The 26,900-nt window shown below is 37.5% G+C and carries 24 protein-coding genes, 1 tRNA gene and 1 pseudogene; 6 read left to right on the forward strand and 20 right to left on the reverse strand.

Annotated features, from left to right (window positions below):
* Positions 1–21: 21 nt before the first annotated feature.
* The 9 genes from hemN to dapF all read right to left on the reverse strand — a co-directional run bounded on the left by hemN (position 22) and on the right by dapF (position 9,045).
* Entirely contained in the window at positions 22–1,419 is a 1,398-nt protein-coding gene (gene hemN, locus VB691_RS03235; RefSeq protein WP_323290022.1) for an oxygen-independent coproporphyrinogen III oxidase, read from the reverse strand.
* 140 nt (positions 1,420–1,559) lie between these two features.
* Positions 1,560–2,324 carry a heme oxygenase (biliverdin-producing) gene (locus VB691_RS03240; protein WP_323290023.1) on the reverse strand — a complete coding sequence of 255 codons (765 nt, stop codon included), beginning with the start codon at positions 2,322–2,324 and terminating at the stop codon, positions 1,560–1,562.
* 365 nt (positions 2,325–2,689) lie between these two features.
* Positions 2,690–3,646, reverse strand: a complete 957-nt coding sequence (locus VB691_RS03245; RefSeq protein WP_323290024.1) for an MDR/zinc-dependent alcohol dehydrogenase-like family protein — start codon at positions 3,644–3,646, stop codon at positions 2,690–2,692.
* Positions 3,647–3,750: 104 nt separating this feature from the next.
* Positions 3,751–4,314 carry a Uma2 family endonuclease gene (locus VB691_RS03250; protein WP_323290025.1) on the reverse strand — a complete coding sequence of 188 codons (564 nt, stop codon included), beginning with the start codon at positions 4,312–4,314 and terminating at the stop codon, positions 3,751–3,753.
* Between the two features lie 23 nt (positions 4,315–4,337).
* Positions 4,338–4,799: an NADAR family protein gene (locus tag VB691_RS03255; protein ID WP_323290026.1), complete on the reverse strand. Its 462-nt coding sequence runs from the start codon at positions 4,797–4,799 to the stop codon at positions 4,338–4,340.
* Positions 4,800–4,804: 5 nt separating this feature from the next.
* Positions 4,805–5,233 (reverse strand): hypothetical protein, encoded by a 429-nt coding sequence (locus VB691_RS03260; protein ID WP_323290027.1) that lies wholly within the window; start codon positions 5,231–5,233, stop codon positions 4,805–4,807.
* Positions 5,234–5,452: 219 nt separating this feature from the next.
* On the reverse strand, positions 5,453–7,168 hold the full coding sequence (locus VB691_RS03265) for a metallophosphoesterase family protein (protein ID WP_323290028.1): 1,716 nt from the start codon (positions 7,166–7,168) through the stop codon (positions 5,453–5,455).
* 215 nt (positions 7,169–7,383) lie between these two features.
* Positions 7,384–8,088, reverse strand: a complete 705-nt coding sequence (locus VB691_RS03270; RefSeq protein ID WP_323290029.1) for a Uma2 family endonuclease — start codon at positions 8,086–8,088, stop codon at positions 7,384–7,386.
* Between the two features lie 114 nt (positions 8,089–8,202).
* Positions 8,203–9,045, reverse strand: a complete 843-nt coding sequence (dapF, locus tag VB691_RS03275) for a diaminopimelate epimerase (protein WP_323290175.1) — start codon at positions 9,043–9,045, stop codon at positions 8,203–8,205.
* Between the two features lie 101 nt (positions 9,046–9,146).
* Here dapF and VB691_RS03280 point away from each other — a divergent pair, with 101 nt between their 5' ends.
* The 4 genes from VB691_RS03280 to VB691_RS03295 all read left to right on the forward strand — a co-directional run bounded on the left by VB691_RS03280 (position 9,147) and on the right by VB691_RS03295 (position 11,739).
* Positions 9,147–9,356 carry an Hfq-related RNA-binding protein gene (locus VB691_RS03280; protein ID WP_323290030.1) on the forward strand — a complete coding sequence of 70 codons (210 nt, stop codon included), beginning with the start codon at positions 9,147–9,149 and terminating at the stop codon, positions 9,354–9,356.
* A gap of 514 nt (positions 9,357–9,870) precedes the next feature.
* Complete coding sequence (locus VB691_RS03285; RefSeq protein ID WP_323290031.1) at positions 9,871–10,392, forward strand: late competence development ComFB family protein; 522 nt, start codon at positions 9,871–9,873, stop codon at positions 10,390–10,392.
* A gap of 92 nt (positions 10,393–10,484) precedes the next feature.
* Positions 10,485–11,138 (forward strand): sigma-70 family RNA polymerase sigma factor, encoded by a 654-nt coding sequence (locus tag VB691_RS03290; protein ID WP_323290032.1) that lies wholly within the window; start codon positions 10,485–10,487, stop codon positions 11,136–11,138.
* A gap of 115 nt (positions 11,139–11,253) precedes the next feature.
* Positions 11,254–11,739, forward strand: coding sequence for an anti-sigma factor (locus VB691_RS03295; protein WP_323290033.1), 486 nt, complete (start codon positions 11,254–11,256; stop codon positions 11,737–11,739).
* Here VB691_RS03295 and VB691_RS03300 read toward each other — a convergent pair.
* From VB691_RS03300 to VB691_RS03335, 8 genes and pseudogenes are all read right to left on the reverse strand, one after another.
* Entirely contained in the window at positions 11,699–12,139 is a 441-nt protein-coding gene (locus VB691_RS03300; RefSeq protein ID WP_323290176.1) for a gamma-glutamylcyclotransferase family protein, read from the reverse strand. The genes VB691_RS03295 and VB691_RS03300 overlap by 41 nt on opposite strands.
* A gap of 20 nt (positions 12,140–12,159) precedes the next feature.
* Positions 12,160–12,639: a hydrogenase maturation protease gene (locus VB691_RS03305; RefSeq protein WP_323290034.1), complete on the reverse strand. Its 480-nt coding sequence runs from the start codon at positions 12,637–12,639 to the stop codon at positions 12,160–12,162.
* Between the two features lie 201 nt (positions 12,640–12,840).
* Positions 12,841–14,265 (reverse strand): Ni/Fe hydrogenase subunit alpha, encoded by a 1,425-nt coding sequence (locus VB691_RS03310; RefSeq protein ID WP_323290035.1) that lies wholly within the window; start codon positions 14,263–14,265, stop codon positions 12,841–12,843.
* Positions 14,266–14,350: 85 nt separating this feature from the next.
* Positions 14,351–14,896 carry an oxidoreductase gene (locus tag VB691_RS03315; RefSeq protein ID WP_323290036.1) on the reverse strand — a complete coding sequence of 182 codons (546 nt, stop codon included), beginning with the start codon at positions 14,894–14,896 and terminating at the stop codon, positions 14,351–14,353.
* Positions 14,897–14,957: 61 nt separating this feature from the next.
* A pseudogene (gene hoxU, locus VB691_RS03320) lies at positions 14,958–15,675 on the reverse strand (bidirectional hydrogenase complex protein HoxU).
* A gap of 10 nt (positions 15,676–15,685) precedes the next feature.
* Entirely contained in the window at positions 15,686–17,293 is a 1,608-nt protein-coding gene (locus VB691_RS03325; RefSeq protein ID WP_323290037.1) for a NuoF family protein, read from the reverse strand.
* A 6-nt stretch (positions 17,294–17,299) separates the two neighbouring features.
* Positions 17,300–17,818, reverse strand: a complete 519-nt coding sequence (gene hoxE, locus VB691_RS03330; RefSeq protein WP_323290038.1) for a bidirectional hydrogenase complex protein HoxE — start codon at positions 17,816–17,818, stop codon at positions 17,300–17,302.
* 286 nt (positions 17,819–18,104) lie between these two features.
* On the reverse strand, positions 18,105–18,725 hold the full coding sequence (locus VB691_RS03335) for a Uma2 family endonuclease (RefSeq protein ID WP_323290039.1): 621 nt from the start codon (positions 18,723–18,725) through the stop codon (positions 18,105–18,107).
* 195 nt (positions 18,726–18,920) lie between these two features.
* Between VB691_RS03335 and VB691_RS03340 the strand changes: the two genes are divergently transcribed.
* Positions 18,921–18,994 (forward strand) — tRNA-Arg (locus VB691_RS03340).
* An 89-nt stretch (positions 18,995–19,083) separates the two neighbouring features.
* Here VB691_RS03340 and VB691_RS03345 read toward each other — a convergent pair.
* The 3 genes from VB691_RS03345 to VB691_RS03355 all read right to left on the reverse strand — a co-directional run bounded on the left by VB691_RS03345 (position 19,084) and on the right by VB691_RS03355 (position 22,896).
* Positions 19,084–20,763 carry a transglutaminase domain-containing protein gene (locus VB691_RS03345; protein WP_323290040.1) on the reverse strand — a complete coding sequence of 560 codons (1,680 nt, stop codon included), beginning with the start codon at positions 20,761–20,763 and terminating at the stop codon, positions 19,084–19,086.
* Positions 20,764–21,271: 508 nt separating this feature from the next.
* Positions 21,272–21,748 (reverse strand): hypothetical protein, encoded by a 477-nt coding sequence (locus VB691_RS03350; protein WP_323290041.1) that lies wholly within the window; start codon positions 21,746–21,748, stop codon positions 21,272–21,274.
* Positions 21,749–22,302: 554 nt separating this feature from the next.
* Positions 22,303–22,896, reverse strand: a complete 594-nt coding sequence (locus tag VB691_RS03355; protein WP_323290042.1) for a Uma2 family endonuclease — start codon at positions 22,894–22,896, stop codon at positions 22,303–22,305.
* A gap of 331 nt (positions 22,897–23,227) precedes the next feature.
* Between VB691_RS03355 and ppsA the strand changes: the two genes are divergently transcribed.
* Positions 23,228–26,896, forward strand: a complete 3,669-nt coding sequence (gene ppsA, locus VB691_RS03360) for a phosphoenolpyruvate synthase (protein ID WP_323290043.1) — start codon at positions 23,228–23,230, stop codon at positions 26,894–26,896.
* The last annotated feature ends 4 nt before the right edge of the window (positions 26,897–26,900 follow it).

A 26,900-nucleotide genomic window follows, 5' to 3' on the forward strand; every position in this document is an offset into this window, starting at 1 on the left:
TATTTCACTTTCTAAAACAAACTAAATTGCTTTAGAAAAAGACTGTTCTTTGCGTCCTTTGAGGTAAGGATCAAACACAGCAGCAATATTTCTGATTAACCACCGTCCTGAGTTTGTTACTTCTAGACGATCAGGGAATAAATTAATTAATCCATCCGCTTCTAATGGTTTGAGATCGATTAATTCTTGGGCAAAATATTCATCAAAATCAAGATCAAAATCAAGATTATATTTTTCTTCAATGCGATTTTTGTACAACTGTGATTGACACATTAATTCCATAATCACCGCACGACGAATAATGTCATCTTTGCTTAAGGTAACACCTTTTTCGATGGGTAAATGTCCCTCATCTAATGCCCGATAATAGTCTTTAATTCCTTTATGATTTTGAACATAGACATCTTGTAACATACTAATTGATGTCATTCCAAAGGCAAAAAGATCTGATTCTGGCTTAGTGGTGTATCCTTGGAAATTGCGATGTAATTGACCTTCTGCTTGAGCAATAGATAGTTCATCATTGGGTTTGGCAAAGTGATCCATTCCAATGTATAAATAATCATTGCGGTTGAATTCTTCAATGGTCATTTGCAACATTGCTAACTTTTCTGACGCATTGGGAAGTTCTTCAACAGGTAGATTTTTTTGAGCAGGTTTAATCCAAGGAATATAGGCAAAATTGAAGACAGCAATGCGATCAGGATTCAATTCTATGGTCTTTTTAACTGTCTTTTCAAAGGTGTGTCGGTTTTGATAAGGCAGTCCATAAATTAGATCAACGTTAACACTTTCAAACTCAGCTTCTCGCATCCAACCCATGACATTAAATAACATTTCTTCGGGTTGAATACGGTTAATAACCTGTTGCACTTTGGGGTCAAAGTCTTGAATGCCAAAACTAATACGATTAAACCCGATACTTCTTAAGAAAAAGATGAAGTTTCGATCAATATATCTGGGGTTAATTTCAATGGATATCTCGGCATCTTTGTCAATATTAAAGTTCTTGACTAAAGCAGTAAATAATTGATCAATTTGGGATTGATCTAAATAATTAGGGGTTCCACCTCCCCAATGAATTTGATTAACAGAACGATCTGAAGAAATTAATTCAGCCGTTCTTTCAATATCTTTAATTAAATAGTCTACATAAGGAGGAGCAACTTTTTTATTGCGAGTAATAATGGTATTACAACCACAAAAATAACAAGCACTTTCACAAAAAGGAATATGACAATATAAAGAAAGAGGCGTTTTTTTATGGTTTCCTGTAGCAATTCCTGCTCTAAATTCTTGTTCTCCTACCTTGGTCTTTAATTCCGTTGCAGGAGGATAACTCGTATATCTGGGTAAAGATTTATCGTACTTATTCAATAAATCAGTATTAAATACTACGGTTTGTGATGTTAAGTTCATACTGTTTATTAACCTCTCAATGGTTTCAGTAAATAAAGAAGGATGGAGCGAAAAAAAAGGAAGTCAGTTAAAGGAAAATATTGATTTAACTATCTGTTTGACTGACTTCATCACACTTGACTAACAAAAGATAATTAGTCTTATTCTGCTCTTACTAAATTCTCTGGATGTTGACCATGACCATGACCATGATGGTGTTCTGTTGCTCCAGGAATTTCTTGGCGAGTAATCAGGTCAAAAACATGATCACCAATGGCAGTTTTGACATCATCTTCTAATTCATGAACCACATCACGATTTAGTGTAAAAGCGGTGTTTGCTTCTTCAACAATCTTATTTTCTAAAGCTTCATCAATGGGTAAAGAATTTAACCCATCACGGTATTTTCCTTTGAATTCCCGTCTTGCTTCTGCCGTAGGAATTTGCTCAAATTCATAAAATTGTGTGCCTTGATCTGCGGGTAATGCTAAAGCAGAACGAGCAATATTTTTTAAGCTTTGACCACCGGATAAATCACCCATATAACGTACATAAGAATGGGCTACCAATAAAGCAGGGTCACTATTAGAAACTTCCCGAATTCTATTGACATAAGTTTGACCGGCTGCTGAAGCAGAAATTTCTTGCGCCCAGTTTTCTCCGTAATAATATTGTAAGTCTTGCTCTAGGCTTTGCTTACGGTTTAATTCAGGAAAATAAATGTTACTAATAACAGGATGATTGTGGTGGCGTTCTAGTTCTTCTTCTAGGGTAGAATAGAGGAAATAAAAGTCAGCTAAGAGTTTACGAAAGGGTTCTTTTTCAACAATACCTTTGAGAAAACACTTGGTAAAAGCTGTATTTTCAGCTAAGGTGTGAGAATGACTGGTTCCTTCCCGAAGTTTGAGGGCTAAGTTATTGCTCATGATCAATGCCTCTTTGTGGTAGTTTAGACGTTAGACGTTAGACGTTAGACGAAAAATGCTCTCTCTGTCTTAAGCCATCAAACGACTGCGGCAATTTCTATTTCAATTTATTACTATACAGTTATATCGTTACCTAAATGCTAAATGTAGCAAAACTTAACAATACCCTCGCACCGCCTGTTTGTTTTACTCAGATCGTTTAGATTCGGCTCAAAATCCGGTTTTAAACATCAGGTGCCAGATCTCAGTTGTAGGGGCAATTCATGAATTGCCCCTACAAGATAAGCGATCGCACTTTAGGCGTTTAGTACAAAAATATCTAGTGCTAGGGTTTTTCTATAAGTCAATAATTAATAAAATTTGTATTAAGAACTAACCTCAACTAATACTTTTAAAACGCCCCGACGTTGAGCATGATCAAAGGCTTTTAAACTATCAATTAAAGGATAACGAGCTTGAATTAAAGAAGCAACATCTACTTGATTATTTGCTAATAATTCTAAAGCAGGAAGAAATGGTCCACAACGAGAACCTATAACCGTAATTTCATCAACGACTAAAGCAGAAGCATCTAGGGTTAATTTTCCTGCATAGGTACTCTTTAAAACTAAAATACCACGAGGATATAAAGAACGACGAGCAATCTCAAATCCTGCGGGGTTTCCAGTACATTCTACAGCAATATCAAAACTTCTTTCTGTTACTGCTTCTTCTAACCCTGTTTTAATGTTTCTAGCGGCTAAATTGGCTAATTTTTCTGGGTGACGACCAATTACTAATAAATCACATCCTGTTAAGGCTAAAGTTTGGGCAACTAATTGTCCTAATTTACCATCTCCTACCACTAAAACCCGTTGATTTTCTCCTATTTTTATCTGTTGTTGTATTTCTAAAGCTGCGGCTAAAGGTTCGGTAAAAGTTGCCACGTCTGTGCTTACATTATCAGGAACTTTATGTAAATTATTGACAGGTAAAGTGAGATAGTCAGCAAAGGCCCCATTACGATTAACAATACCCAAGACGGTACGGTTTTCGCAATGGGTAGGTGAACCCCCCAGACAGAAACGACATTCACCACAAACGGCATTAATTTCACCCACAACCCGTTGATTAATTAAATGTTGTGGCCCTTGTTCAACAATACCAACAAATTCATGGCCGAGAATACCTTGATAGGGATAATAACCCCGTAATAATTCTAAATCAGTATTACATACTCCTGCTTGCAGAACCCTAACTAAAGCCTCATTTTTAGAGGGTTTGGGGATGGGAAGATCAGTTTTTAATTGTAATTGATTGTTTTCTAACCAGAGTCCTTTCATGTTTTTTATCAAGCGCTCACGTTTTAATTATTTTATCTAATGATAGCATTTGTGTAATTAATGAGTAATAAATGTTAAATATATTTTTATTTATTCTGCTATATTTACTCTAATAACCAAGCTAATATCGACCCTACACTTAGATTGATATCATGAGCAAAAGAAGGAACCATAAGTATTTGTTCAGGTTGATCAAATAACTCTATTTTTTGTGTGGAGTGATAGATAAAAACAGTTTGTTCTTTGGGATCAATTAACCAACCCATTTGAGTTCCATGATTGAGACAATGGAGAATATTTTTAGTTACTTTAGTTTGATTTTGATCGGGAGATAAAATCTCAACAGTCCAATCTGGAGCTATCATAAAAGTATTAGAAACTTCTCCATTTTTATCACGAGGAATTCTTTCCCAAGTAAAAACAGAGACATCAGGAACAATAGAGCGTCCCCCAAAAGTACAACGTAGTTCTGAAAAGGCTCGTGCAACTTTTCTAGGTTTAAGTATTACATTAACGATAGTAGAGAACTCAGTTTGGATAATACTATGTTTTCCCTGTGGCATTGGTTTTTGAATGATTTTACCGTCAATATACTCACTGGCTGGCTTCGTTTCAGCTAGTTTGAGAAACGCTTCTAAAGTTAGAGTTTTTGCGGGAGTTTGTATCATGCTCAATTACCTTTCAACATAGATTAATTTGGTTGACTTGAGAACTCATCACGGATACGTTCACGAGTTTCCATTAATAATTTACCCAGTTTATTTTTGCCCTTACCATCCCCACCATCTCCCCAATAAACATCGTTTCTTGTATGCTCAATTAGTTCAGCATTTCCTGTTTCTAGTAACTTCTTTGTTAGTTCAGGATGTTGGGTAAATTTAGCATAAAGAGCTTCTCCCATGATATCATCTTTGATGAGTTCCCAATCAGAACATAATGGTTTATGGCGATCGCGCCCTAACTGTGCTGCTTCTCCTGGTGATTTTGCTTGACGTATTTGTTCTTGATACATCGTTCCGGCAAACTTTTGAGCTTGAAAATAATGTTCTGAAGTCGGCCAGATTTTATCTTTTAAATATATGGGATAGGGAGCAAAATTTGAAAAGAACCCATAGGACTTGTTTTGGTGATAAAATCTGATGGGTTTACTCATTAATTTTACCTTACCTGAGAACGATTTAATCTTTGTTTAATCCAATTAATACAGTCATCAGGATTGAAAAATAAGGTTGGTGCTGCAATATTTCTTAATTCATTAGAAGGATAATGATCGTAAAAACATTTGTTTCCTTCTTGATGAATAATAATCAGATGATTTTGATAAGTATAACGTTGCTCAAAATAGTTATCCTCTTTTAAGTTTTGACTATACTTGTTAAGATGTTGTTGAGCAATTTCGACAATACCACTCAAATTATTAGCGCAGAGTCCCGATGGGTTTTTCGCTTTGTGGAATTCATCTTCATAACCTTCTGCTGCTAATAAAGCATAGGAATAAATAAACTCTCCTCCAACTCTAGTAAACAGAAAAGGAATTATTAAATATCCTTTATAAGTTATTGATTTTTCATATAAAAAACGATTCATAATTATCAAGAACTCACGATAAGGGTTGATAAGTAAATCAGCACATATTATGACAGACCATGACACACAGAGCAAACTATTATGGCGTTTGCGATGCAGTCATTACAGGGAGTTGCTTCGGTGACACTGTTATTAGCATATCAAGATTTGTACCCTAATTGTAGCAATTGACAAAATTGCTTTGGTGATGAGGATCAATGAGCTAGGAGTATTCTAACCTTAATACCCCCTAAGAATTGTAAATTCATCAAATTTAATGACTTCTGAATTCCCTTGACGAGTATCAAAGCGATAACTACTAATGGTTCCCTTCTCTGTATCTAAAATACTAAATATAGTTATATCATTACTGGCAATATAAGGCAAGGGATTATTATTTTCATCTCTTAAAGGATTAAGATTAGGAATAATTGGTTCTAGTCCATTGGGATTACCTATTTCTCTATAATTTTTTTTAGAATAATTAGGGGGAATAGGACGTTTATTGTCTCCTAAATGTGCGCCATAACTATTGCCAACGTTAGAAGATTCTAAGAAATTGATACCACTAGGACTAAGAAAACGATTCCAAAGATGAGAATGTCCAAAGAAAACTAAGTTGACTTTTGCTGTTTCTAAAAGAGGCATTAAATCACGAATAATATAATCATTTTCCTTGGGATATTCATAACGAATTGCTTCTATATTACCATCTTGATTATAATTAATATTAGGCAGAGGATCGGTGTAAGCAGGAACAATATTTCCCCCTAATGTATGGACAGGATGATGAAACATGACAATTTTATATTTTGCTTGTTTAAATTCTTGACTATTCAGTTCTTTTTCTAACCATTGATATTGAGAACTTCCCTTTTTAATAGGTTCAAATATATGTTGTCCATAACCCCAATTTTCAGGGTTGTTTAAATCCTGTTGAGACTCTTGATATCTCCCTTTAACATTGGGTTCTAAACTCGGCGATCGCCAAATATTAGTTACTTGTAAAACCACTAAACGAATATCACCAAAAGTCACAGTATAATAGTTTTGATTGTTTCCATTATTTTTAGGTAAAGAAAAGATTTCTTGATAAGTATCTGTATTAAAAGAATTATTTTTAATCCAGTTTTGCTTGATTTGAATATTGTTATTATGATTAATTTGTGAGGCTTTTTGCAAATAGATTTTATTTGCTACTTCATAAGGTATTGCCTCAACAAATTGTTGGTTTAATCGAGTATTTTCTAAAAATCTTCCCATAACTTCATGATTCCCAATGGTGGGGAATAAAGGCGCATATTGAATTAATTTTCCCCCATGATAAAGGGTTGTATTGCCTTCTTTTTCTAACATATAATTTCCCCTTCCTTGAAGACAGGGAAAAAATGCCCCACCTCTTTGATCATCAAACCATTCCGAAGCACGATCAGCTATATTAACTAAATCTCCTGCAAAAAAAATGGCATCAACTTGACCAATAGTTTCCACAACTTTTTGTAAATTAGCTGCTACCATTGGCATTAATTGATGATCAGATGTCAAGAGTATTTTTAATGCTTGTTTAGGTTTAGGTAAGGAAGTTAAGGAGAAAATTTGACTTTTAATAATGTTATTTTGAGTAGCATTTTCTTCTACTGCACTAATTACTTGATAAGGCATTCTAACCCCTGGTATTAAACCTGTAACTTCTCCTTCATGTCGCCAAATATCTCTAGGAGTTGTTTGGGAATAGGATGGGGTAATTTTTGAGCCTTCATCTTCTCTTATTCGACTTAATTTTGTTGTATTAGCGATGGCTATTTTATCTAAATTATCTCCATAAACAATTTTATGATCAACCCCAGGAAACTCAGTAAACCAGACAACTTTAACAGAGGTTTCTGTGGGAAATTGGAGGAAAGGATCGGTTAATAGAGAATAAGACGATGATGAGGTGATCGAAGGAGTTTCCATGATTAATAAAAGCGTAATTATAAACAGTATACTAAAGATAAATTTAATTAAATTCAATATGATATTTTTCTCCTATTTTTTTACATAATGAGTAAGCCCAATTTATCATTAAGGTTTAACAGTAACCAATGGATAATCATGGATTTAACATTGTTAAATCCCTACAAACATTAACGGTAGGGACATAATAGTATTATGTCCTGACCCCAACTAATTTATAATTCATTAGGATCAATTCCTAAACTTCTGAGTCTTTCTTCTAGTAGTTTTGCTCTTTCTTTAGCTTCCAAGGCTTGTTGTTGGGCTTCCATTGCCTTTTCTTCAGGGGTTAAATACCGTTTACCTTGTTGATCATACCAATATAACCATTCCCGTGAGACTCCTTGATAAATGCCAGTTTCTTTCCCTATTCCTAAGTTAATTTGAGACAACCAAACTGGTTCCCCTTCCAATAATTCGTATTTTTTATTGTTTAATTGATAGACTTCTAAACGGGGTTTACGTTTGCGTAATGGGTTATAAATTACATAATATAAAACTCCCATTTTTGCATAATTTTCTTTCTTTTTTGTATATTCCGCCCGTCTGGTTTGAGATACCACTTCTAAGACTATAGTAGGAATAACTTGTTCATCCCACAATACATAGGATAACCGTAAATCTGAATCAATTATACGGGGTACTCCTACACTTAAAAAACCATCAGGAACAATCACATCAGTGGGTTGATTAGGATTATAGTAGATTCCCATATCTACCCCAAAAAACCAATCCATTCTCTCCGACCAAATTAAGGCGAGAATAGCTTTAAGGACATGAGGAATTAGGTCTTGTAGTTCGTTATCCACGGGTGTATCGTCAGAGTCGGGTAAATCTTCAGCAGAAGGCAAACAATGACGAGGATTGTAGTTTAATAGCATCTTATCTTAACTTGCTTATGAATATTTCAGTGGCAATAGTTATTTATGGATTAAATCCCTACAAAATTTAACCCCAGGGACATAATACTATTATGTCCCAATTCTTGACAAAGATTAATAATATTGACCCGTAAAAACTGCTGTTGCAGGGCCAGTCATATAGAGTCTTCCATCAATTTCTGACCATTCAATAGTCAGACAACCTCCAGGCAATTCTACAGTACAGTGGCGATCGCAATTTCCTGTTAATACCCCTGCAACCACAGAAGCACAGGCCCCCGTCCCACAAGCTAAAGTAATACCGGCCCCTCGTTCCCAAACCCGCATTTTCAGATAATCAGGACGAACTACCTCAATAAACTCCGTATTTGTCCGTTCTGGAAACACCGGATCATGTTCAAACTTAGGGCCAATGCTTTCTAAGGCAATAGCAGCAACATCATCAACAAAGGTAATACAGTGAGGGTTTCCCATACTCACACAAGTGACTAACCAGGAATTTCCGGCCACATCTATTGGTTGGTTAATAACATTATCATCAGGAGTTCCTAGGGTTGTGGGAATTTCTTTAGCCAACAGATAGGGAGTTCCCATATCCACTTTAACCTGTCCTTGGGCTTCTATTTGTGGGATCATGATACCCGCTAAAGTTTGGATACGATAGGACTTTCCGATGATTTCCTGACCCTCTAACTTAGCCAAAAAACGGGCTAAACAGCGAATTCCGTTACCACACATTTGTGGTTCAGATCCATCAGAATTAAAAATCCGCATAGTGTAATCACTATTTTGATCCCCTGGGAGAGCAAAAATAACCCCATCGGCCCCAATCCCAAAATGGCGATCGCACATCTTAACTGCTTGTTCAGGAGAGATGAGGGGAGTCGAACTAGCGCGGTTGTCAATTAAAATAAAATCGTTACCCAATCCGTGATATTTGGTAAATTCCATGATGATAAGTCCTTCCCATGTCTATAAACAATTATCAATCAACTGAGAAACAACGACAAGCGATCGCTGATAATTAGAAGAATAGTCAACATTTATTTTGAGCAATAATGACTGAATTTGATACAGGGTTGCCCAATGTGCGACAAGTCCAAAAGTACATCAAAGATAAACAGAAAATAGCCATCAAGCTGGTAACTGAGGAGATATTAGTGGGCAATGTTATTTGGCAAGATTCTCAATGTCTTTGTCTAGCCGATGAGTCTCAACAATCGATTATGATTTGGCGACAGGCATTGGTGTATATTAAACCAGCCTAAGCAATTTCTCTCAACTTGAAACTTTTAGCCAAAAAATGGGCAACCTGAGATTACCGAAAAATTGGGTTTAAGGTTCCCCGTCACTTCGGCAAGCTCAGTGCAAGCCTTTTAGGACGGCTTTATATGGTGTATGATATTAAGGATAGCGGGCAGGGTAATCAACCGCTTTAAAAACCCAGTCATCGAAGGATGAACGCACCGTTCGGCTGAGCTCACGGCCGAAGCCTTGAAAACTTAACATATAGGGTTCTAATGGGAAAAGCACCATTAGGTAAAATGTTTATGCACCAAGTACCAGATAAGCCAATATTTTAGGTTTTGAACGATACGGTAGGGCATACCGGAATCGACTTCTGCAATGAAGTAAAAGCTTGGGGAGAGAACCACCTCTGGTATAAAATAAGCAATTATTTTATGGTAAGTGGACTCGTTGAACCAAGAATCCACTCGCATGAACGGCAGTGGAGTGTCAACAACCAGACTGCTCGACTCAAGCAAGACATTATTAGACCCTATGAGCATTCAAAACATTATCGACCAAGCCCTCAAAGATGGCTATTTAACACCAACCATGGAAAAAGAGGTCGGAAGGATTTGTGAATCAGCCGCAGAACTTCCTATGGATGAGTATATGGCGTTAGATCGACTGATGGGAGCGTTATTGACAGGGGAAGTAAAAGCCGTGCCACGAAAACAGTTTATCAACGTCATGGAAGAACTAGCACTGGGTGAAGCCATTAATCGTATTGCTGAACTAGAGTCAAAAGAACCTTGTCAGTTAGATGTGGGAGATATTGCTGCTTATGCTCTTAATCGCTTACCCCCTCTTTATGCGACTACCCAGGAAGGGGCAGAATACCAACGTCAGCGGGCAAAAGAAGAACTACAAAACTTGATTGCTCAACAGGTAGAAGAAGGGATTCAACGCTATTTATCTCGTCCTATGGTACCTGGCCGAAATCCCCTGGAAAAGACCCAAAGGAATGACATTTTCGAGAAAATGACTGATCTGCTCAAATCCCTGGCCCCTGATTAAACGCCTACAAAAATGAGCCAGCAGGGAACCTTATTTTTACCTATGCGTCAAGAGATGATAACGTGAGGAGTAATTATGCGTTGGGTAATCTCATGAGTCAAGCAATTTCTGCACCTGGATTATTAGGCCAATGGCAACAGTCTCAGTCCAAGGTGTCCCCAGAAAAACTCTCAAATTATGATCTGATTCTCCGGTGTCAGGAAGGTTCGCAGCCTGAACGAGGGGCATTCTCTGAACTGTTGCACCGCTATCAGTCCCATGTAGATCGGATTCTGTACCATCTCGCCCCTGACTGGCAAGATCGGGCCGATCTCGCCCAAGAAGTTTGGATTCGTGTTTACCGCAACATTAAGCGTCTTAACGAACCGATGAAATTTCGGGGTTGGTTGAGCCGCATTGCCACTAACTTGTTTTACGATGAATTGCGTAAGCGCAAACGGGTAAGTCATCCGATCTCCCTAGACGCGCCTCGGCGGGTCGAAGATGGAGAAATTGAATGGGATATTGTGTCTGATTATCCAAGTCCTGATGATGATCTCACCACCCGCGAATTTTATGACCGTTTGCAGGTAGCGATCGCTGATTTACCAGAAGCGTTCCGTACTACCATTGTCCTGAGAGAAATTGAAGGCCTCGCTTACGAAGAAATCGCGGAAATGACGGGAGTTTCTTTAGGAACTGTTAAATCTCGCATTGCTAGGGCTAGAGCTAAATTACAATCAGTTCTACAACAATATCTCGACTAATTGGGATTATAGTCATCCCAATCATCGTCTGTGAGGGGTGTCATGACACTGCTATTATTTAGCATCCGTCTCCGCAGCCAAGTGTCTTGGTTTAGCTTCTAGGAGAGGTTAATTCATGATGTCTGATTTTCAACAAGAGAAAGGGCCCGAGGCCACTGATTCAATGGATATGGATAATCAGTTTGAGCGTTTTGAGTTGTTAAGTGCCTATCTGGATGGGGAAGTGACAGCCGCAGAACGCAAACAAGTCCAGCAATGGCTTGACACTGATCCTCAGTTTCATCACCTGTATAAGCAACTGTTGCGTCTTCAGAGGGAAATACCAACCACCCCTGTCCCCCATAGTCCTGTAACTGCTGAGCAGTTGTCTGATCGCGTTTTTGATGCCATTGATCATCAACGGGGTAGCAGACGAGGGATATTGGTTGGCGGGTTAGCGATCGCCGCTGTGATGGTGGGTGCGGTTTCTCATTTGGGGTTACGAGATGGTTTTTTGTCTCCTCGTTATGCTGACAATTTAACAAACCCTCAAGGAGAAGGAGAGGCTTTGACCATTGCCCTCAATCGTCCGGTGGTTGATATTCCTCCCACGATTCCCTAGGGTTTTCCTTGTCTGTCCACCATCCTGATTTAAGAAAAGTTCCACGAAATTTTTGGATGTTGTCGGGGGTCATCAGGTAGCTCCAAGCTTCCCCTAGTGGCTCTCCTGTAACATTATAAATCGCCAGTTTTTGTCTTAGGTATTGGTTATCTTGCGGCGATCGCTGAGGGTGATAGTCTTCTAACTCGTCTAAGTTTTCTAGGGCCGTTTCTTCAGCAAAGGTCAATAAATAACCTTTGACCTTATTATCTCCTACTGTCATGGCAGGATACCCCAAGTTAAGTTGATAGAGATAGCCATAGGTGTAGGCCCGACAGGTTTTGATGACTTGGCCTTTGCAGTAAATAGAATAATTTCGTTCCCCTGGTTTTAGGGTTCCGTAAACAAAAACTTTCAATATCATTCCAGAGAAAACATCTTTTATTTCAGGGATTGATCAGATAAAAATATTTTAATTTTTTCTAATGTAACTCTAGCATATTTTTGGGTTGTTGAAGAAAAAGATTCACTAAAATTAAAGTTGACAGCAGGGACTAATATCCAATAGGCTAAAGGGATTTTTTGATAAATAGCTTGAGTGAGAGACAATAATTGTTCGGGGTTATTATGATGCCCTAAATTATTTATTTTTCGGTTAATAGAAATGGTTTTTATTTCAATTTTTGCCCTATTCATATCAGTTACATATATAGCATCTATAAAAATGACAGTATCAACTTGAGAAATTTTTTCTGCCAAGTCTGGGGTTAGTTGATGAACAGCAAGAGATGTTATATTATTAAGGTTCCATTGGTCAATTATTTCTGCTATTTTATAACCCACTCCATCATCTCCTCTTAAGGTATTACCATAACCAATAATAAGAATTTGTGATGATGCAGATTTTGATATTTTTTTCATTAATTTAACCTTGTAAGATGCTAAAATTGAGATTCAAAATTAATTTATATGATGTTTATTCTTATTTAACTTCTAGACCTTCATTACACTTCATCTCAGAATTTTCGTTAGAAACTTTCCCATAATAGCAATTATTCCCATTACTTATTATTCCCAAAAATAGTGATTTTCTATCACTCAACAAAAAATATTTGATTTTAATTAATCTCGACAAACCTCATCTAATAAGTCACCATTAACTCCAAATAATTGAATATGTAAGGGCATTTGTCCGGCTGCATGAGTGGAACAACTTAAACAGGGATCATAACAACGAATTCCGGCTTCAACACGGTTTAACATTCCCTCTGTCATGGCATTCCCCTTAACATAATGTTTGGCAATTTGGGCAACGGTTTGATTCATAGCTAAGTTGTTATTTCCCGTAGCAATAATGAGGTTTACTTTCTTAATTAAGCCATTTTCATCTACGTTGTAATGATGAAAAAGCGTTCCTCTGGGGGCTTCACTAACTCCGACGGCTTCTAAATTATTAATTCCGGCTTTAGCACGGGTATGATTTGATAAAATGTCAGGGTCATTAATTAACCTTTCAATATGTTCTAAGCAGGCTAAAATTTCCACTAATCTAGCATAATGATAGAAGAAGGAAGATGTGGCTACCCCTCCGGCGCGATCGCGGTATTCTTGTAATTCTTGATCTGCTTTAGGTGTACCAAAACGAGAACAAATATTGAGTCTTGCTAAGGGGCCAACTCGATAAATTCCTTGAGGATATCCTAATGGTTTATAGTAGGGAAATTTAAGATAAGACCACTTTTCAACTGACTCCCCAATAAAGTCTTTATAGTCTTCTTCTTTTAAGTTATCAGCAACAATATTTCCTTGACTATCAGTAAAGCGAATATGGCCGTCATAATGTTCCCAAATTCCGTCTTCTCCAACTAACCCCATAAACAGAGAATCAAACTGACCAAATGTTTTAACTTCTGTGTCGAATCTATCAAGAAGTCCTTTAAATAAATTGAGTGCATTATTAGCAGTTTCGTAGGCTTCTGGTAAGCGATCGCTGATCCATTGTTTGCCTTCTTCTGATAAAGGAGATCTCACTCCTCCAGGTACAGACCAAGCTGCATGGATTTTTTTTGCTCCTAAAAGTTCAATAATTGTCTGCCCAAACTGTCTTAAACGAATGCCACTTCTGGCTAATTCTGGATCAGATGCTATCAAACCAAAAACATTTCTTTGGGCAGGATCACTGTCCCATCCTAATAAGAAATCAGGGCTACTAAGATGGAAGAAACTGAGGGCATGGGATTGAGTAATTTGGGCTAAATTCATCAATCTTCTTAATTTTTCTGCTGCCAAAGGAATTTTAACTGCTAAAATTTTGTCTCCTGTTTTTGCTGATGCGAGTAAATGACTAACAGGACAAATTCCACAAATTCTGGCAGTAATTCCGGCCATTTCCCACATGGGACGACCTTCACAAAATTTCTCAAAACCACGATATTCTACTACATGAAATCTAGCATCTTCTACTTGTCCAGCATCATCTAAAAAGATGGAAATTTTAGCATGGCCTTCAATACGGGTGACGGGATCAATTACGATTGTTTTAGACATAATTACCTCTATTTATAGGAGACATTTAAGAATAATGTAGGGGCTTAACACTGTTAAGCCCATAAGGGCATTAATCATCAAAAAATCAACCAAACTTAATCATTTTTCTCCCTTCCATAATGGGACTTTCTTCCTTTAATAATGGTTCAATTACTGAGCGAATTCTTGCTGCATTGGGGGGACATCCTGGTAAGAATAAATCAACATTTACCACTTCATGAACTGGACTCACTCTATCTAATAATTCGGGGACAATACCAGGTTCTTGAGGTAATTGAGGGGTAATATCTCCTAACTCTAAATAAGACCGTTTTAATACTGTTTCTGCGGGGCCTAACATATTTCTCATACCAGGAACATTAGCAGTGACAGCACAGTCTCCAAAGGAAATAATAAACTTAGTTTTCTGTCTAATTTCTTTAATTAAAGCTAGATTTTCTTCATTAGCGATCGCCCCTTCTACTAAACAAATATCAACCCCGTCTGGATAGTCTTTAATGTCAGCAATGGGACTATAAACAATGTCTACTTTTTGGGCTAATTCTAATAACCATTCGTCCAGATCTAAAAAGGACATATGACAACCAGAACATCCCGCTAACCAAACTGTTGCTAATTTAATCTTTTTCATGACTTTAATTGTTAATTGGTAACTTGTTGATGGGCTTAATAATATTAAGCAACTACGGTAATTATCTTGTCCATTCTTTTTTATCCCTTGCGGTTACTAAAAAGGCTAATTCTTTTAGGATCATGATTCATTTCTGAAACTGTACTTCCTTGTCTAAAAAGGGCCCCGGTGGGACAAGCATCCACACATTTACCACAGGAGGTACAAGCATCAACTTCTCCCCAAGGTTGGTTAATACCTGAAACAATAAAAGATTGACCTCCACGATTCGCTACATCCCAGACATGGGCCCCTTCTATTTCATCACAAACTCTAACACATCTAGTACACAAAATACAACGGTTATGATCCATTCCAAATTGGGAATGTGATAGATCAACATTTCGCTGAGGAAACTGGTAAGGAAAACGAGAATGATCCATGCCAACGGTAATAGCCATATTCTGCAATTCACACCTACCATTAACCACACAAACGGCACAAACATGATTCCCTTCCGCAAACAAAAGTTCAACCGCCATACGGCGATATTCTTTTAATTTATCGGTTTCTGTCTGTATATTCATTCCTTCTTGTACTTGGGTAACACAAGCAGGTTGCAGTTTAGAACTGCCTTCAATTTCAACTAGGCATAAACGACAAGCTGCCACATCAGAAACCCCATCTAAATGACAGAGGGTAGGAATAGAAATACCTGCTTCTTTAGCTGCTTCTAAAATTGTCTGTTCTTCTGATGCCGTAACTAATTGATTATTAATAGTTAATGTTTTAACTGTCATCTTTTTTCCCTTAAGTAGATTGAAGCAAGGTAAGATATTCTTCTCGAAAATACTGCAAAGTGCTTAAAACAGGGTTAGGTGCAGTCATGCCCAAACCGCATAAACTGGTATCTTTTACCATTTGACATAAAGCTTCCAATTTGTCTAAATCTTGTTGATTGGCTCTCCTTTCAATTAACTTAGTTAATAAGTTATATAATTGTACTGTTCCTGCCCGACAAGGCACACATTTACCACAACTTTCTTCTTGACAAAACTCCATATAAAATCGGGCAATTTCCACCATACTGGTATCTTGATCCATAACAATCATGCCTCCCGATCCCATGATAGTTCCTAATTTCTGTAAGGAGTCATATTCGACCGGAGTATCTAATAAATGGGCGGGAATACAACCCCCAGAAGGGCCTCCTGTTTGTACCGCTTTTACTGTTCCTTGATTGGGAACTCCGCCGCCAATTTCTTCGACAATTTTTCGGATAGAAGTTCCCATGGGAACCTCAATTAATCCGTTATTTTCTACATTTCCTGTCAGGGCAAAAACCTTAGTTCCTTTGCTGTTTTCTGTGCCAATACTAGCGTACCAGTCTCCTCCTTCTCGAATAATAGGGACGATGTTGGCGTAGGTTTCTACATTGTTGATCAGGGTAGGATAGCCCCATAACCCTGATTCTGCGGGGTAGGGAGGGCGAGGGCGAGGGGTTCCCCGTTTACCTTCTACGGAGGCGATCAAAGCGGTTTCTTCTCCGCAGACAAACGCCCCTGCGCCTACTCTAATGTCAATTTTCAAGTCAAAGAGCGATTCAAAGATTTGTGACCCCATTAAGCCGTATTTTTTGGATTGCTGGATGGCTTTTTGCAGACGTTTGATAGCCAGGGGATATTCGGCGCGAATGTAGATATAACCATGATTTGCCCCCACTGCGTATGCTGCGATCGCCATGCCTTCTAAAACACGGTGGGGATCGCTTTCTAAGACCGCCCGATCCATAAATGCCCCTGGATCACCTTCATCAGCGTTACAGATGACGTATTTTTGTTGTCCTGGCATTTTGGCAACTGTCGCCCATTTTACCCCTGTGGGATAACCGCCCCCACCCCGTCCCCTTAACCCGCTTTTTATGACTTCTTGGGTAACATCATTGGGGGTCATTTCTAAGAGGACATGACGTAAGGATTGATAGCCTCCTTTACTAATATAATCATCAATGCTTTCTGGGTCAATTTTCCCACTATTTTCGAGAACTATAGGTTGTTGATACGCAAAAAATGGATGAGTTAAATCAGTTTTTTGAGGTAAGTTTTCACTATTTTCTTGACCATTTAAACTATTAATAATAGCGGCGGCTTGTTCTGGTTTAACTTGTTGATAAAGGGTATCATCAGGATCAATTTCAATCAATGGCCCTTGACTACATAAACGGAGACATCCTACGGAAGTAACTTCGATTTGTTCGGTAAGATTTTTATTGTTAACTTCTGTTTTTAAGTTATCAATAACTGCTTGTGATCCGGAAGATAAACACCCTGCTGCTGTACAACAACGTACCCGTTTCCGTTTCTGTTGATGTTGTGCTTGGGTGGTTTTTTGAATTTCTAATAGTTCTTCTAAATCCATAGTTATTTATTCTTGTTCTTGCCAAGTTTGAATTGTTTTGAGTACATTTTCTGGTATTTGTTTTCCGGTAACTTCTCCATCAAATACAACAGCAGGGGCAATACCACAAGCTCCTAAGCATCGAGCAGATAATAAAGAAATTTGATTGTCTGATGTTGTTTTACCCGATTTTATGCCTAATTTTTGTTGTAATTCTGCCAAAATTTTATCACTGCCTTTAACATAACAAGCGGTTCCTAAACAGACAATACAGGTATGTTTCCCACTAGGTTTAAGGGAGAATAAATGATAAAAAGTAGCCACCCCATAAACCCGACTTAAAGGAAGTTTTAAGGAATGGGCAACATATTCTAAAAGATCAGTTTCAAGATAACCAAACGCTTCTTGTGCTTTGTGTAAAATTTCAATCAAAGCATCTTGACGATAATGGTTACGCTTCATTGTAATATCAATAACTTTGAAGCGTTTATGGCCATCAATTTTTTGATGATTTTGAGGCTTTTTCTTTAAGGTTGTTATTTCCATATTTTTGCCTTTTACCTTACTTCTATTATCTCATTTGTTGATACATCTTCAAAAGACTCAAAGGTTATGACAAGATTAAGGTTGTCCTCGTAAGATTTCTCTGTTGTTATCTTAGTAAAAAACATCGCAGTTAATCTCTAATGTTAACTTTTTGTGATAAACAACAAAAGTATTTCTAAATTCTCATGCTCACATAAAAAAAGTGAGCTTGGTTATAAAATTGATGATTGGAGAAGGGGGGTAAAAATAAAATTTATTCAGAGAAGTAGTAATGACAAAAATTTATTTAATTTGCTACATCAAATATTTGTTGTGCTGTTAAATTAAGGTCTGGAAAAACAGAAGAAACCAGAGTTTCATCCTCCCTAAATTGTTGCAATTGATATTCCTCATCAATTAATTCGTAAACCGATACTGTCGGTTTTTTAGGATTACCAATAAAGTTCCGTCCCCCTAAAGCAGCATAGTCAACAATCCAATATTCAGGGATACCAATTTCTTCATAATCAGCCCGTTTTTTAAAATAATCATCACGCCAATTAGTGCTAACAACTTCTACAATAAGTTTGACTGACTCCGCTTTTTCAATAATTGATTCACTGTCCCAACGTGGCTCATTAATAATCAATTCTTGGTTTAAAATAATAATATCTGGTTCGTAGCCAGACTTTTCATTACTAGGCTTAACAATAGATTCTCTCGGAATTGTCCAAATGCCTCGCTTCCCTATCTTCTTAATATGAAAAATTAATTCTTCTATGAGAAAACCCGTTACATTTGAATGTTTTCCAGTTGGTTTTGGCATCTCAATAATAATTCCGTCATGGAGTTCATAGCGTTGCCCTCTGTTGGGATACCAGGCAATAAAATCATCGAAGGTAATAGGTTTAGTGAAGGTTTGAACCATAGTCTACCTCTTTTAATGGTTTATATATTTTAGCTAATTAACCCCTCCTTGAGACGGGAAACTAGAGAAAAAACCCTAGCACTAGATATATTTGTACTGAATAACTAAGAGCCACCCCCCTAAAATTAATTTTGTCTACCCCCTTGTGCAATCCAAGGAAGGTATGCTACGATGATTAATCGTTGAGAAGAACGAGGGTTTGTAGCTTAGTGGATTAGAGCGTGTGGCTACGGACCACAAGGTCGGGGGTTCGAGTCCCTCCAAGCCCGTCTGATTGTGTTAGCTTTCCCGCCGAAAAGCCCCGCGTTGTATGATTGTCATCAGCTTAGGGGTAGACGACGGGGAAGCTATCGCATTTTTAATTAAAATCAAGTTCATCCAGAATGGTAAACTGAACATGATTGATGGCTAAAGCCCCAATAGAAACCTGTTGTTTATTCAAAACGACATCATCAAGCATCAAGCGTTCAAAGGGAACATCCTTGCTCATTTCTGCATGATACCAAGCTAGTCCCATGAAAAATCTGGTGGGATAAGGGCCCCCTTCAAACATATCATCAGGGTTAGATTCCATGGGCAACCAACCAATGCTAGGAATATAAAATTCTAGCCAAACATGATTATAATCTGGTTGTAAGGGAAGATGACGGGTTAGAGCATAGGGAGGACATTTATACCGTCCCACGGTTCGACAAGCAATGCCATTGAGACGAAATAAGGCGAGTAAAACCCCGACATATTCCCCACAGGAGCCTACCCCCCTTCTCAAAGCAATATCAGGGGTATCAATATGAGGTTTGATGCCATAGGAAAGACGATCATAGACATAATTACGAATAGTATAGACTTTTCTGAGGAGATTGGTTTCTCGCTCAGCCGCTTCAGCCGCGGCCCGTTGAATAATCTCCGTTTCCATGGCCAGATTATCATTATCAATTAAATAGCGATCGCCATAATCAGAGGGAAGCTCTGGCACATTTTCACAGTCTTTCGGGGTTAAATTATATTTAATACTCCGCACTTCGAGCAACGCTTTCCAGCCAAAAATACAACGGGTCTGCTCTGTTAGTTTATCAAACTTAAAAACAGCGACGCGCTGACCATTTTCGACAATTTCCGTAAAAGGTAAACCAACAGCCTCAACTTTTCTCACTTTCTGACGGTGAGTTTCCGCAGGTAAGGCCATGCGCCATTCTAAGTTGTTTAATTCTAGGGGATCGAGGGGTGCTAATTCTTCCACATAGGACATTTCTATCAGATAACCATTGGACAAGGCATAGTGATTATCAGGATCATAATGAAAATATAGGGGATGAATAAAAGTCTGAACCCGATACAATAGTTCATGATTGGGATCGGCGTTAGGATTATCCCGAATATAGGGTTCTTGATTGACATAAGACACATATAAAATGTCTTTCCCTGTTTCTGTATTGTGATAAAAGGTTAACCCTGTGGGAGACTCAAAGGGAGTTAATAAGCTAAAACGTTGTTTTCCCGTTGCTCTATCTAGACAATAAACACTCTGTTCTAAACTATCACTAACCCATAATTCTTCCCCCCTAACCGTTAAATTTTCTACCCCAATTCCTGGAGTATAAAGACGGGTTATTTCTGCCCCTGTATCCCGACTAAAGACAAATATATACCCAGATTTTTGACAGGATACATAAACAGTTGATTCCCAAATGGCTATCCCATTGGCCGGATCTGGCATTCGGGTAAAAAGCTCACAGTTAAATTCTGGATCATCCAGGGAACAATAATAGACATTGTTACGAGAGGTAAACCAGAGTTGATTATCGGCGATCGCCAAGCCTGTTGCCCCGATAAAGTTTTCCCAATGATGGGAATTGATAATTTGCGTATTATGGGTCAGGGGATCGATTGCTAAAAGATAGCCATTTCTGGTATCGATTGCTAATAATTTATTACCATAGAAGGCGATGCCATGCAGTTCTGAAGCGGCAACGGGTCGAATTGTAGCGCGATTAAACTGTTGTTGTAGGGGGACAGATGAAGCGAAATCAGAAATCATGCTTATTGTTAAGAACTTAAAAAGAGTTTAGGGGGCCCAACCATGAATTAATCATAGGTTACGCTTTCTCTAGCTTATCAACTCTAGCAGAATTAACCATTAAAGTTTTTTTAACATTAACGTCAAATGGTTATCATGTCTCAAAACAACTATATGATAAACATGATTAATTTTGAAATATAAAAAACTTTAGTATGTTGATCATGTCACAAAAGCTTACATTCAAATCACTATTAATTGAAGAAAGTTTGGTGACGTAATTATGGTTTATTTTTTGAATATATTGATGACTGCATTTAGGGTAATTAGGAAACAATGGAGTCAAGGCAAACAAGAAAATGAGAACAATTTAGAGATATTGGTTTTGTACACAATATTTATATCGTATTGTTTAACTTTATTAGTTTTGACTCACCTACTGAATCCCTAAAATTCTATAAGATGGGTTCATCCCATCTTTTGACTTGTTTACAGGAAAATAAGAGCAACTTTCTCTGAAAAACAGGATTTAATCTCTTAAAAAACTATACTCTTGAGGAAATTTACTCACTAATGATTTCCTGATTTTTACTCTTTGATTTTCATATTCAGCAAGACTTGCTACATCTAAGAGATTCGATTGTTGACCAAGTTTTTTGTCAATTTCATGGAGAAGTTGACTTAGTGTATGTTGTATAGTGTGATAGTCAACTCGTTGCTTGAGTTTTTGTTTTCGACTCATTTCACGAATGACATTTAGACTAATGCGCTTTAGGATGGCTTCATAGCTTTTTACCTCTGTTTTGTGTTTGTTCATATAACGAATTAACCGAAGAACTGATTCATCAAGCACTTCATGGGCATCAACATCTGCTAAATAATTCTGCTGAAGCGATCGCTTAATATAAGCAAAAAAGTAATTTGATTGCTTAACTTGCTCCGGCGTTTTAGGTTTTAGAAGTGTTGATAGATAAGTCTGAAGTGATTTATCAGTTGGTTTGGTCATCGGAACTACTCCTTATGGTGACATAGGACACACCTCCTTTGGTCGTGGTAATTCTCAATGAAACTGTTACCTAGATATTTCCCAGAAATTATCATTTCAAGATTATGTCTATGTCTAAGTCAGGACAAATCAATATCTGTTTATGCTACTTGCATGAGACATCATTTGGGCTGGGCAACCTCTAGATTAGGTATTTAGAGTTATTTTGAGTTATTTGGCAATAAAGTTCCTCATCGTGACATAGGACAAACCTCCTTTTGTTGTGGTAATTATCAATGACACTATATATCAGCCACCGATAGAGATGTCTGATATATAGTGTCACAAAACCCAAGAATGTGACACTATAACGTAGGGAAATAAAAATTTTTTCTACAGCACCAGCTTCAAACCTTATCTATGAAAGGCTTACAGGTTAGAGAGTAGCTCAAAAATACTTTTCTGATTGGCGATCGCCTGTAACATTTCTCAATAATTTGTCCCTTGTTTATTAGATATCTCCAAGAATATATAATCCAGTCACAGCTTAGGGGGACACGTTTCTGATTTCGATGTCAGGAACTTTGCTGAGATTTGCTGGGAAATATCCTAGTTAAGTCTAAATATAGATCCCGAAACTCTGGAATGGCAACTGTAGTATCGGGTAAGATAATTAGTTTATTTCTATAATTAAAGTTACCTTGTAAGTCTTGAAAAGGTTGTTGATATGTCTCTAAATAATTATCAACTAAATTGATTATCCAATAATTTTTAATTCTGGCTTCACTATATAGGGGTAATTTAGTTTTTTGATCATATTTTAAAGTCGAGTCTGAAATTTCGATGAGCAATAAAATATCTTCAGGATAGGGGTGAGAAGATAAATATTCATCAGGTTTATTAATGGCAATCACCACATCAGGTTGGGGTTCACTATCAGGAGCAATAATAATGGGTTCTTGACCTCGAATTATCGCTTTTTCGCCTAAGAGTAGGACTAATTGAGTGATTAAACGGGTATTACAAACTGAGTGAGGAGTTTTTTTCGTTGGCATAGTAATAATTTCTCCCCGAATTAACTCCACTTGTTCTTCTTCGTGAAAAAACCCTAATTCCCCTAATCTATGATATTCTTCTCTCGTAAATCGTTTACGGGTGACTGTAACCATAATATTTAATATACCTTACAGTAATTATATTATCAAAATGATTAAATTTTACGCAAATAAACCTGATTTTTTGACAAGGTCACAAAATCTTATCTCGAAATCACTATTAATTAACTACTAACCACCTTCAAACCTGTAACCTGAAAGGCTTACAGGTTACAGAGGCGTTGTTTATTGTTAATTCATAACTCTCACAATTTTTTTAAAATTATATGTAGTATGTTTCTGTAAAATTGTCAACAAAAAATATATTATATTGACAAAAATTAATAAGATAACGGTTAGGGTAAAAACTCGTTAAAATAGAGATAAGAATTAGGGTTAAATATTTATGGTAACTGTCAACTCTGAAATCACTTCAACAACTAACAGAGAAACGGCATTTATTCTTTGGTTTGAAGAAGTTGGTACTCATGACGTGGGTTTAGTGGGGGGAAAAAATTCATCCCTTGGTGAAATGATCCAAGAATTGCAATCTAAAGGAGTGAATGTTCCGACAGGATTTGCAACCACCGCTTATGCCTATCGTTATTTTATAAAATCTGCAGGTTTAGAGTCAAGATTAAGAGATTTATTTGCGGATTTAGATGTTAATGATCTGACTAATTTACAGGAAAGGGGACAATTAGCCCGTTCGTTAATTTTAAATACTCCCTTTCCTCTGGATTTACAAAAAGCGATCACAGAAGCTTACAAAAAATTATGCGATCGCTATCGTAATGACTGTAGTCAATTAAATGCTAAATACCGCGAAGAATGTGAAATTGAAACCCAAAATCTTGATGTTGCAGTGCGCTCCAGTGCTACGGCAGAAGACTTGCCAGAAGCTAGTTTTGCCGGACAACAAGAAAGTTACCTCAATATTCATAGTATGAAAGGAGTCTTAGAAGCTTGTCATAAATGTTTTGCTTCTTTGTTCACAGATCGCGCTATTTCTTATCGTCAAAATAAACATTTTGATCACTTTGAAGTTGCCCTTTCTGTGGGAGTTCAAAAGATGGTGAGATCAGATTTAGCTTCAGCAGGAGTCATGTTTTCTATTGATACGGAAACCGGGTTTAAAAATGCTGCCCTAATTACCGCAGCTTACGGGTTAGGAGAAAATGTGGTTCAAGGTTCAGTTAACCCCGATGAATATTATGTCTTTAAACCGACTTTAAAAGAAGGTTATCGTCCCATTTTAGAAAAGCGTATTGGCACCAAAGCAATTAAAATGGTCTACGATACAGGGGGAACCAAACTGACTAAAAATGTGGAAGTTTTACCCTATGATCAAGAGCAATTTTGTTTAACTGATGAGGAAATTTTAAAACTTGGTAAATGGGCTTGTATTATTGAAGATCATTACTCCCAAGTCAGGGGAATGTATACCCCCATGGACATTGAATGGGCCAAAGATGGCCGTACTGGAGAACTCTACATTGTTCAAGCCCGCCCTGAAACTGTACAATCCCAAAAAGCGGCAAATATCCTAAAAAATTACCAATTAAAAGACTATAGTAACGTTCTTGCCATTGGGCGCAGTGTGGGGGCGGCGATCGGTCAGGGAAAAGCCCGCGTTATCCTTGAGGCCAGCAAAATTGAACAATTTAAACCAGGGGAAGTCCTCGTTACTAATCGTACTGATCCTGACTGGGAACCGATCATGAAAAAAGCCAGTGCGATCGTGACTAACCAGGGGGGTAGAACCTGTTTTGATGGTAATACAAAAATCTTGACTAATCAAGGGTTTATGACTTTACGTCAAGTCTATGAACAAGGATATCAAGGGTTATCAACCTTATCTCTCAATACGACTACCCATAAAATTGAGTGGAAACCGATTTTAGATACGATGAAACGTCAATCTAAAATGATTGATATTAGTGTGTCTCAAACGGGCCAAATAACTGATAATACCTTGCGTCTTACTCCTGATCATAAAATGGTTAATATCAGGGGAGGTAGCTACACTAAAACCGAGATTAAAGAGATCTTAGATCGACAAGAAATGGTTACAGTTGCCCAAAATATTCCCAAGTTAGGTAATAGCAATAACCAAGCAGCAGATTTAGCTTATTTCTTGGGTGGAATTATTACCGATGGGTCAATTTATACCAGTTCAAATCATGGAGAGGTGCAGTTTATTCAAAAAGATGTACCCGAAAAACAAGCCTTCATTGCAACGATGAATGAGAAGGCAAATAATCTGTATGGTAAATCGTTTACATCTCAACTTAAACCCGTTTCGGCTGGTTATATTCGAGGACAAAAAGTAATAGGCCAAGGGACTGCCTATCGTCTTTATTCTAAAGCGATTGCTTATGATTTAAAAGAGAAAGAACAAAACATCACCCAAATTCTCTTAGAAAATGATGCTGAACTTTCCTATCACTTTTTAGCAGGTGTAATTGATGGAGATGGTTGTTATCATAATAACCGTATTAACATCTATATCTCTGAAGAAAATCTACTACAAGCAGTTATCATTGCTTGTCTCAAAATTAATACTGTTCCTCAAGTTACCAACAACCGCAATATTTATCATGTACAAATTGTGGAAAAACTAGAGGAAATTTTGCAATATACCCAACGAGTTAAAGGAGAAGTTACTCCGAGAACTATTCAAACTCGCTTTTTTGCCACTCGTCAACTCTTTGACAATTCAGGAACAGGACAAATTAAACTTCGTCATGACAATAACTTCCTAATTTCTGATAAACAACTGCAAGAAATGGGTGAATTTGAGCAACTTATTAACGGAGATACGAGAATGCAGCGCGTTATTCAAGTATCAGAAGAAACTGAGGGGGACGTTTACAATATTACCGTTGATGAGCATCATAATTATGTCGTTTTTACGGCTAAATATACCCCCATTATTGTTTGTAACTGCCACGCGGCTATTATAGCTCGTGAAATGGGAATTCCCGCGATTGTAGGGTGTGGTGATGCTACAGACAAAATCAAAACCCGTCAAGAAATTACCGTTTCTTGTTCAGAAGGAGACGAAGGAAGGGTTTATGAGGGGTTATTACCCTTTGAAATACAAGAAACACCCTTAGATAATTTACCCACCACTCGCACCCAAATTTTGATGAATGTGGGCAACCCTGAACAAGCATTTTCCTTAGCAGGAATTCCCTGTGATGGTGTTGGTTTAGCCCGTCTAGAGTTTATCATCGCCAATCATATTAAAGCCCATCCTTTAGCCTTAATGAAGTTTGATGAATTAGAGGATGAAAATGTTAAGGAAAAAATTGCCGAATTGACGAAACGCTATGACAATAAACCGCAATTTTTCGTCGATAAATTAGCGCGAGGTATTGCTACTATTGCGGCGGCATTTTATCCTAAACCTGTCATTGTACGGATGTCTGATTTCAAATCTAATGAGTATGCCAACTTATTAGGAGGGCAACAATTTGAACCGAAAGAAGATAATCCCATGATTGGATGGCGGGGTGCTTCTCGTTATTATGATCCCATGTATCGGGAGGCATTTGCCTTAGAATGTCAAGCCATGAAAACCGTAAGAGATGACATGGGTTTAGTCAATGTTATACCCATGATTCCCTTTTGTCGAACCCCAGAAGAAGGCAAAAAAGTAATCGAAGAAATGGCAAAACATGACTTAAAACAAGGGGTTAATGGGTTACAAATTTATGTGATGTGTGAGTTACCCAGTAACGTCATTTTAGCGGATCAATTTGCTGAAATATTCGACGGTTTTTCCATCGGTTCTAATGATTTAACACAGCTTACATTAGGGTTAGATCGGGATTCTGCCTTAGTTTCTCAATTGTTTGATGAAAGGAATGAAGCAGTCAAACGAATGGTTAAATTAGCGATACAAACTGCTAAGGAAAAAGGGCGTAAAATTGGGATATGTGGCCAGGGCCCCAGTGATTATCCTGAGTTTGCTCAATTCTTAGTAGAATTAGGAATTGACTCGATGAGTTTAAACCCTGATTCTGTGTTGAAAACTTTGCTAATGGTAGCGGAGGTTGAGAAAGGTTAAGTTA

Origin of the sequence: Crocosphaera sp. XPORK-15E, from assembly GCF_034931425.1 — a bacterium.
GTDB lineage: Bacteria > Cyanobacteriota > Cyanobacteriia > Cyanobacteriales > Microcystaceae > UHCC-0190.

Coding starts and splice junctions, on each gene's coding strand:
- hemN (WP_323290022.1), bottom strand. CDS start 1,419: ATGAACTTAACATCACAAACCGTAGTATTTAATACTGATTTATTGAAT.
- VB691_RS03240 (WP_323290023.1), bottom strand. CDS start 2,324: ATGAGCAATAACTTAGCCCTCAAACTTCGGGAAGGAACCAGTCATTCT.
- VB691_RS03245 (WP_323290024.1), bottom strand. CDS start 3,646: ATGAAAGGACTCTGGTTAGAAAACAATCAATTACAATTAAAAACTGAT.
- VB691_RS03250 (WP_323290025.1), bottom strand. CDS start 4,314: ATGATACAAACTCCCGCAAAAACTCTAACTTTAGAAGCGTTTCTCAAA.
- VB691_RS03255 (WP_323290026.1), bottom strand. CDS start 4,799: ATGAGTAAACCCATCAGATTTTATCACCAAAACAAGTCCTATGGGTTC.
- VB691_RS03260 (WP_323290027.1), bottom strand. CDS start 5,233: ATGAATCGTTTTTTATATGAAAAATCAATAACTTATAAAGGATATTTA.
- VB691_RS03265 (WP_323290028.1), bottom strand. CDS start 7,168: ATGGAAACTCCTTCGATCACCTCATCATCGTCTTATTCTCTATTAACC.
- VB691_RS03270 (WP_323290029.1), bottom strand. CDS start 8,088: ATGCTATTAAACTACAATCCTCGTCATTGTTTGCCTTCTGCTGAAGAT.
- VB691_RS03280 (WP_323290030.1), top strand. CDS start 9,147: ATGACTGAATTTGATACAGGGTTGCCCAATGTGCGACAAGTCCAAAAG.
- VB691_RS03285 (WP_323290031.1), top strand. CDS start 9,871: ATGAGCATTCAAAACATTATCGACCAAGCCCTCAAAGATGGCTATTTA.
- VB691_RS03290 (WP_323290032.1), top strand. CDS start 10,485: ATGAGTCAAGCAATTTCTGCACCTGGATTATTAGGCCAATGGCAACAG.
- VB691_RS03295 (WP_323290033.1), top strand. CDS start 11,254: ATGATGTCTGATTTTCAACAAGAGAAAGGGCCCGAGGCCACTGATTCA.
- VB691_RS03305 (WP_323290034.1), bottom strand. CDS start 12,639: ATGAAAAAAATATCAAAATCTGCATCATCACAAATTCTTATTATTGGT.
- VB691_RS03310 (WP_323290035.1), bottom strand. CDS start 14,265: ATGTCTAAAACAATCGTAATTGATCCCGTCACCCGTATTGAAGGCCAT.
- VB691_RS03315 (WP_323290036.1), bottom strand. CDS start 14,896: ATGAAAAAGATTAAATTAGCAACAGTTTGGTTAGCGGGATGTTCTGGT.
- VB691_RS03325 (WP_323290037.1), bottom strand. CDS start 17,293: ATGGATTTAGAAGAACTATTAGAAATTCAAAAAACCACCCAAGCACAA.
- hoxE (WP_323290038.1), bottom strand. CDS start 17,818: ATGGAAATAACAACCTTAAAGAAAAAGCCTCAAAATCATCAAAAAATT.
- VB691_RS03335 (WP_323290039.1), bottom strand. CDS start 18,725: ATGGTTCAAACCTTCACTAAACCTATTACCTTCGATGATTTTATTGCC.
- VB691_RS03345 (WP_323290040.1), bottom strand. CDS start 20,763: ATGATTTCTGATTTCGCTTCATCTGTCCCCCTACAACAACAGTTTAAT.
- VB691_RS03350 (WP_323290041.1), bottom strand. CDS start 21,748: ATGACCAAACCAACTGATAAATCACTTCAGACTTATCTATCAACACTT.
- VB691_RS03355 (WP_323290042.1), bottom strand. CDS start 22,896: ATGGTTACAGTCACCCGTAAACGATTTACGAGAGAAGAATATCATAGA.
- ppsA (WP_323290043.1), top strand. CDS start 23,228: ATGGTAACTGTCAACTCTGAAATCACTTCAACAACTAACAGAGAAACG.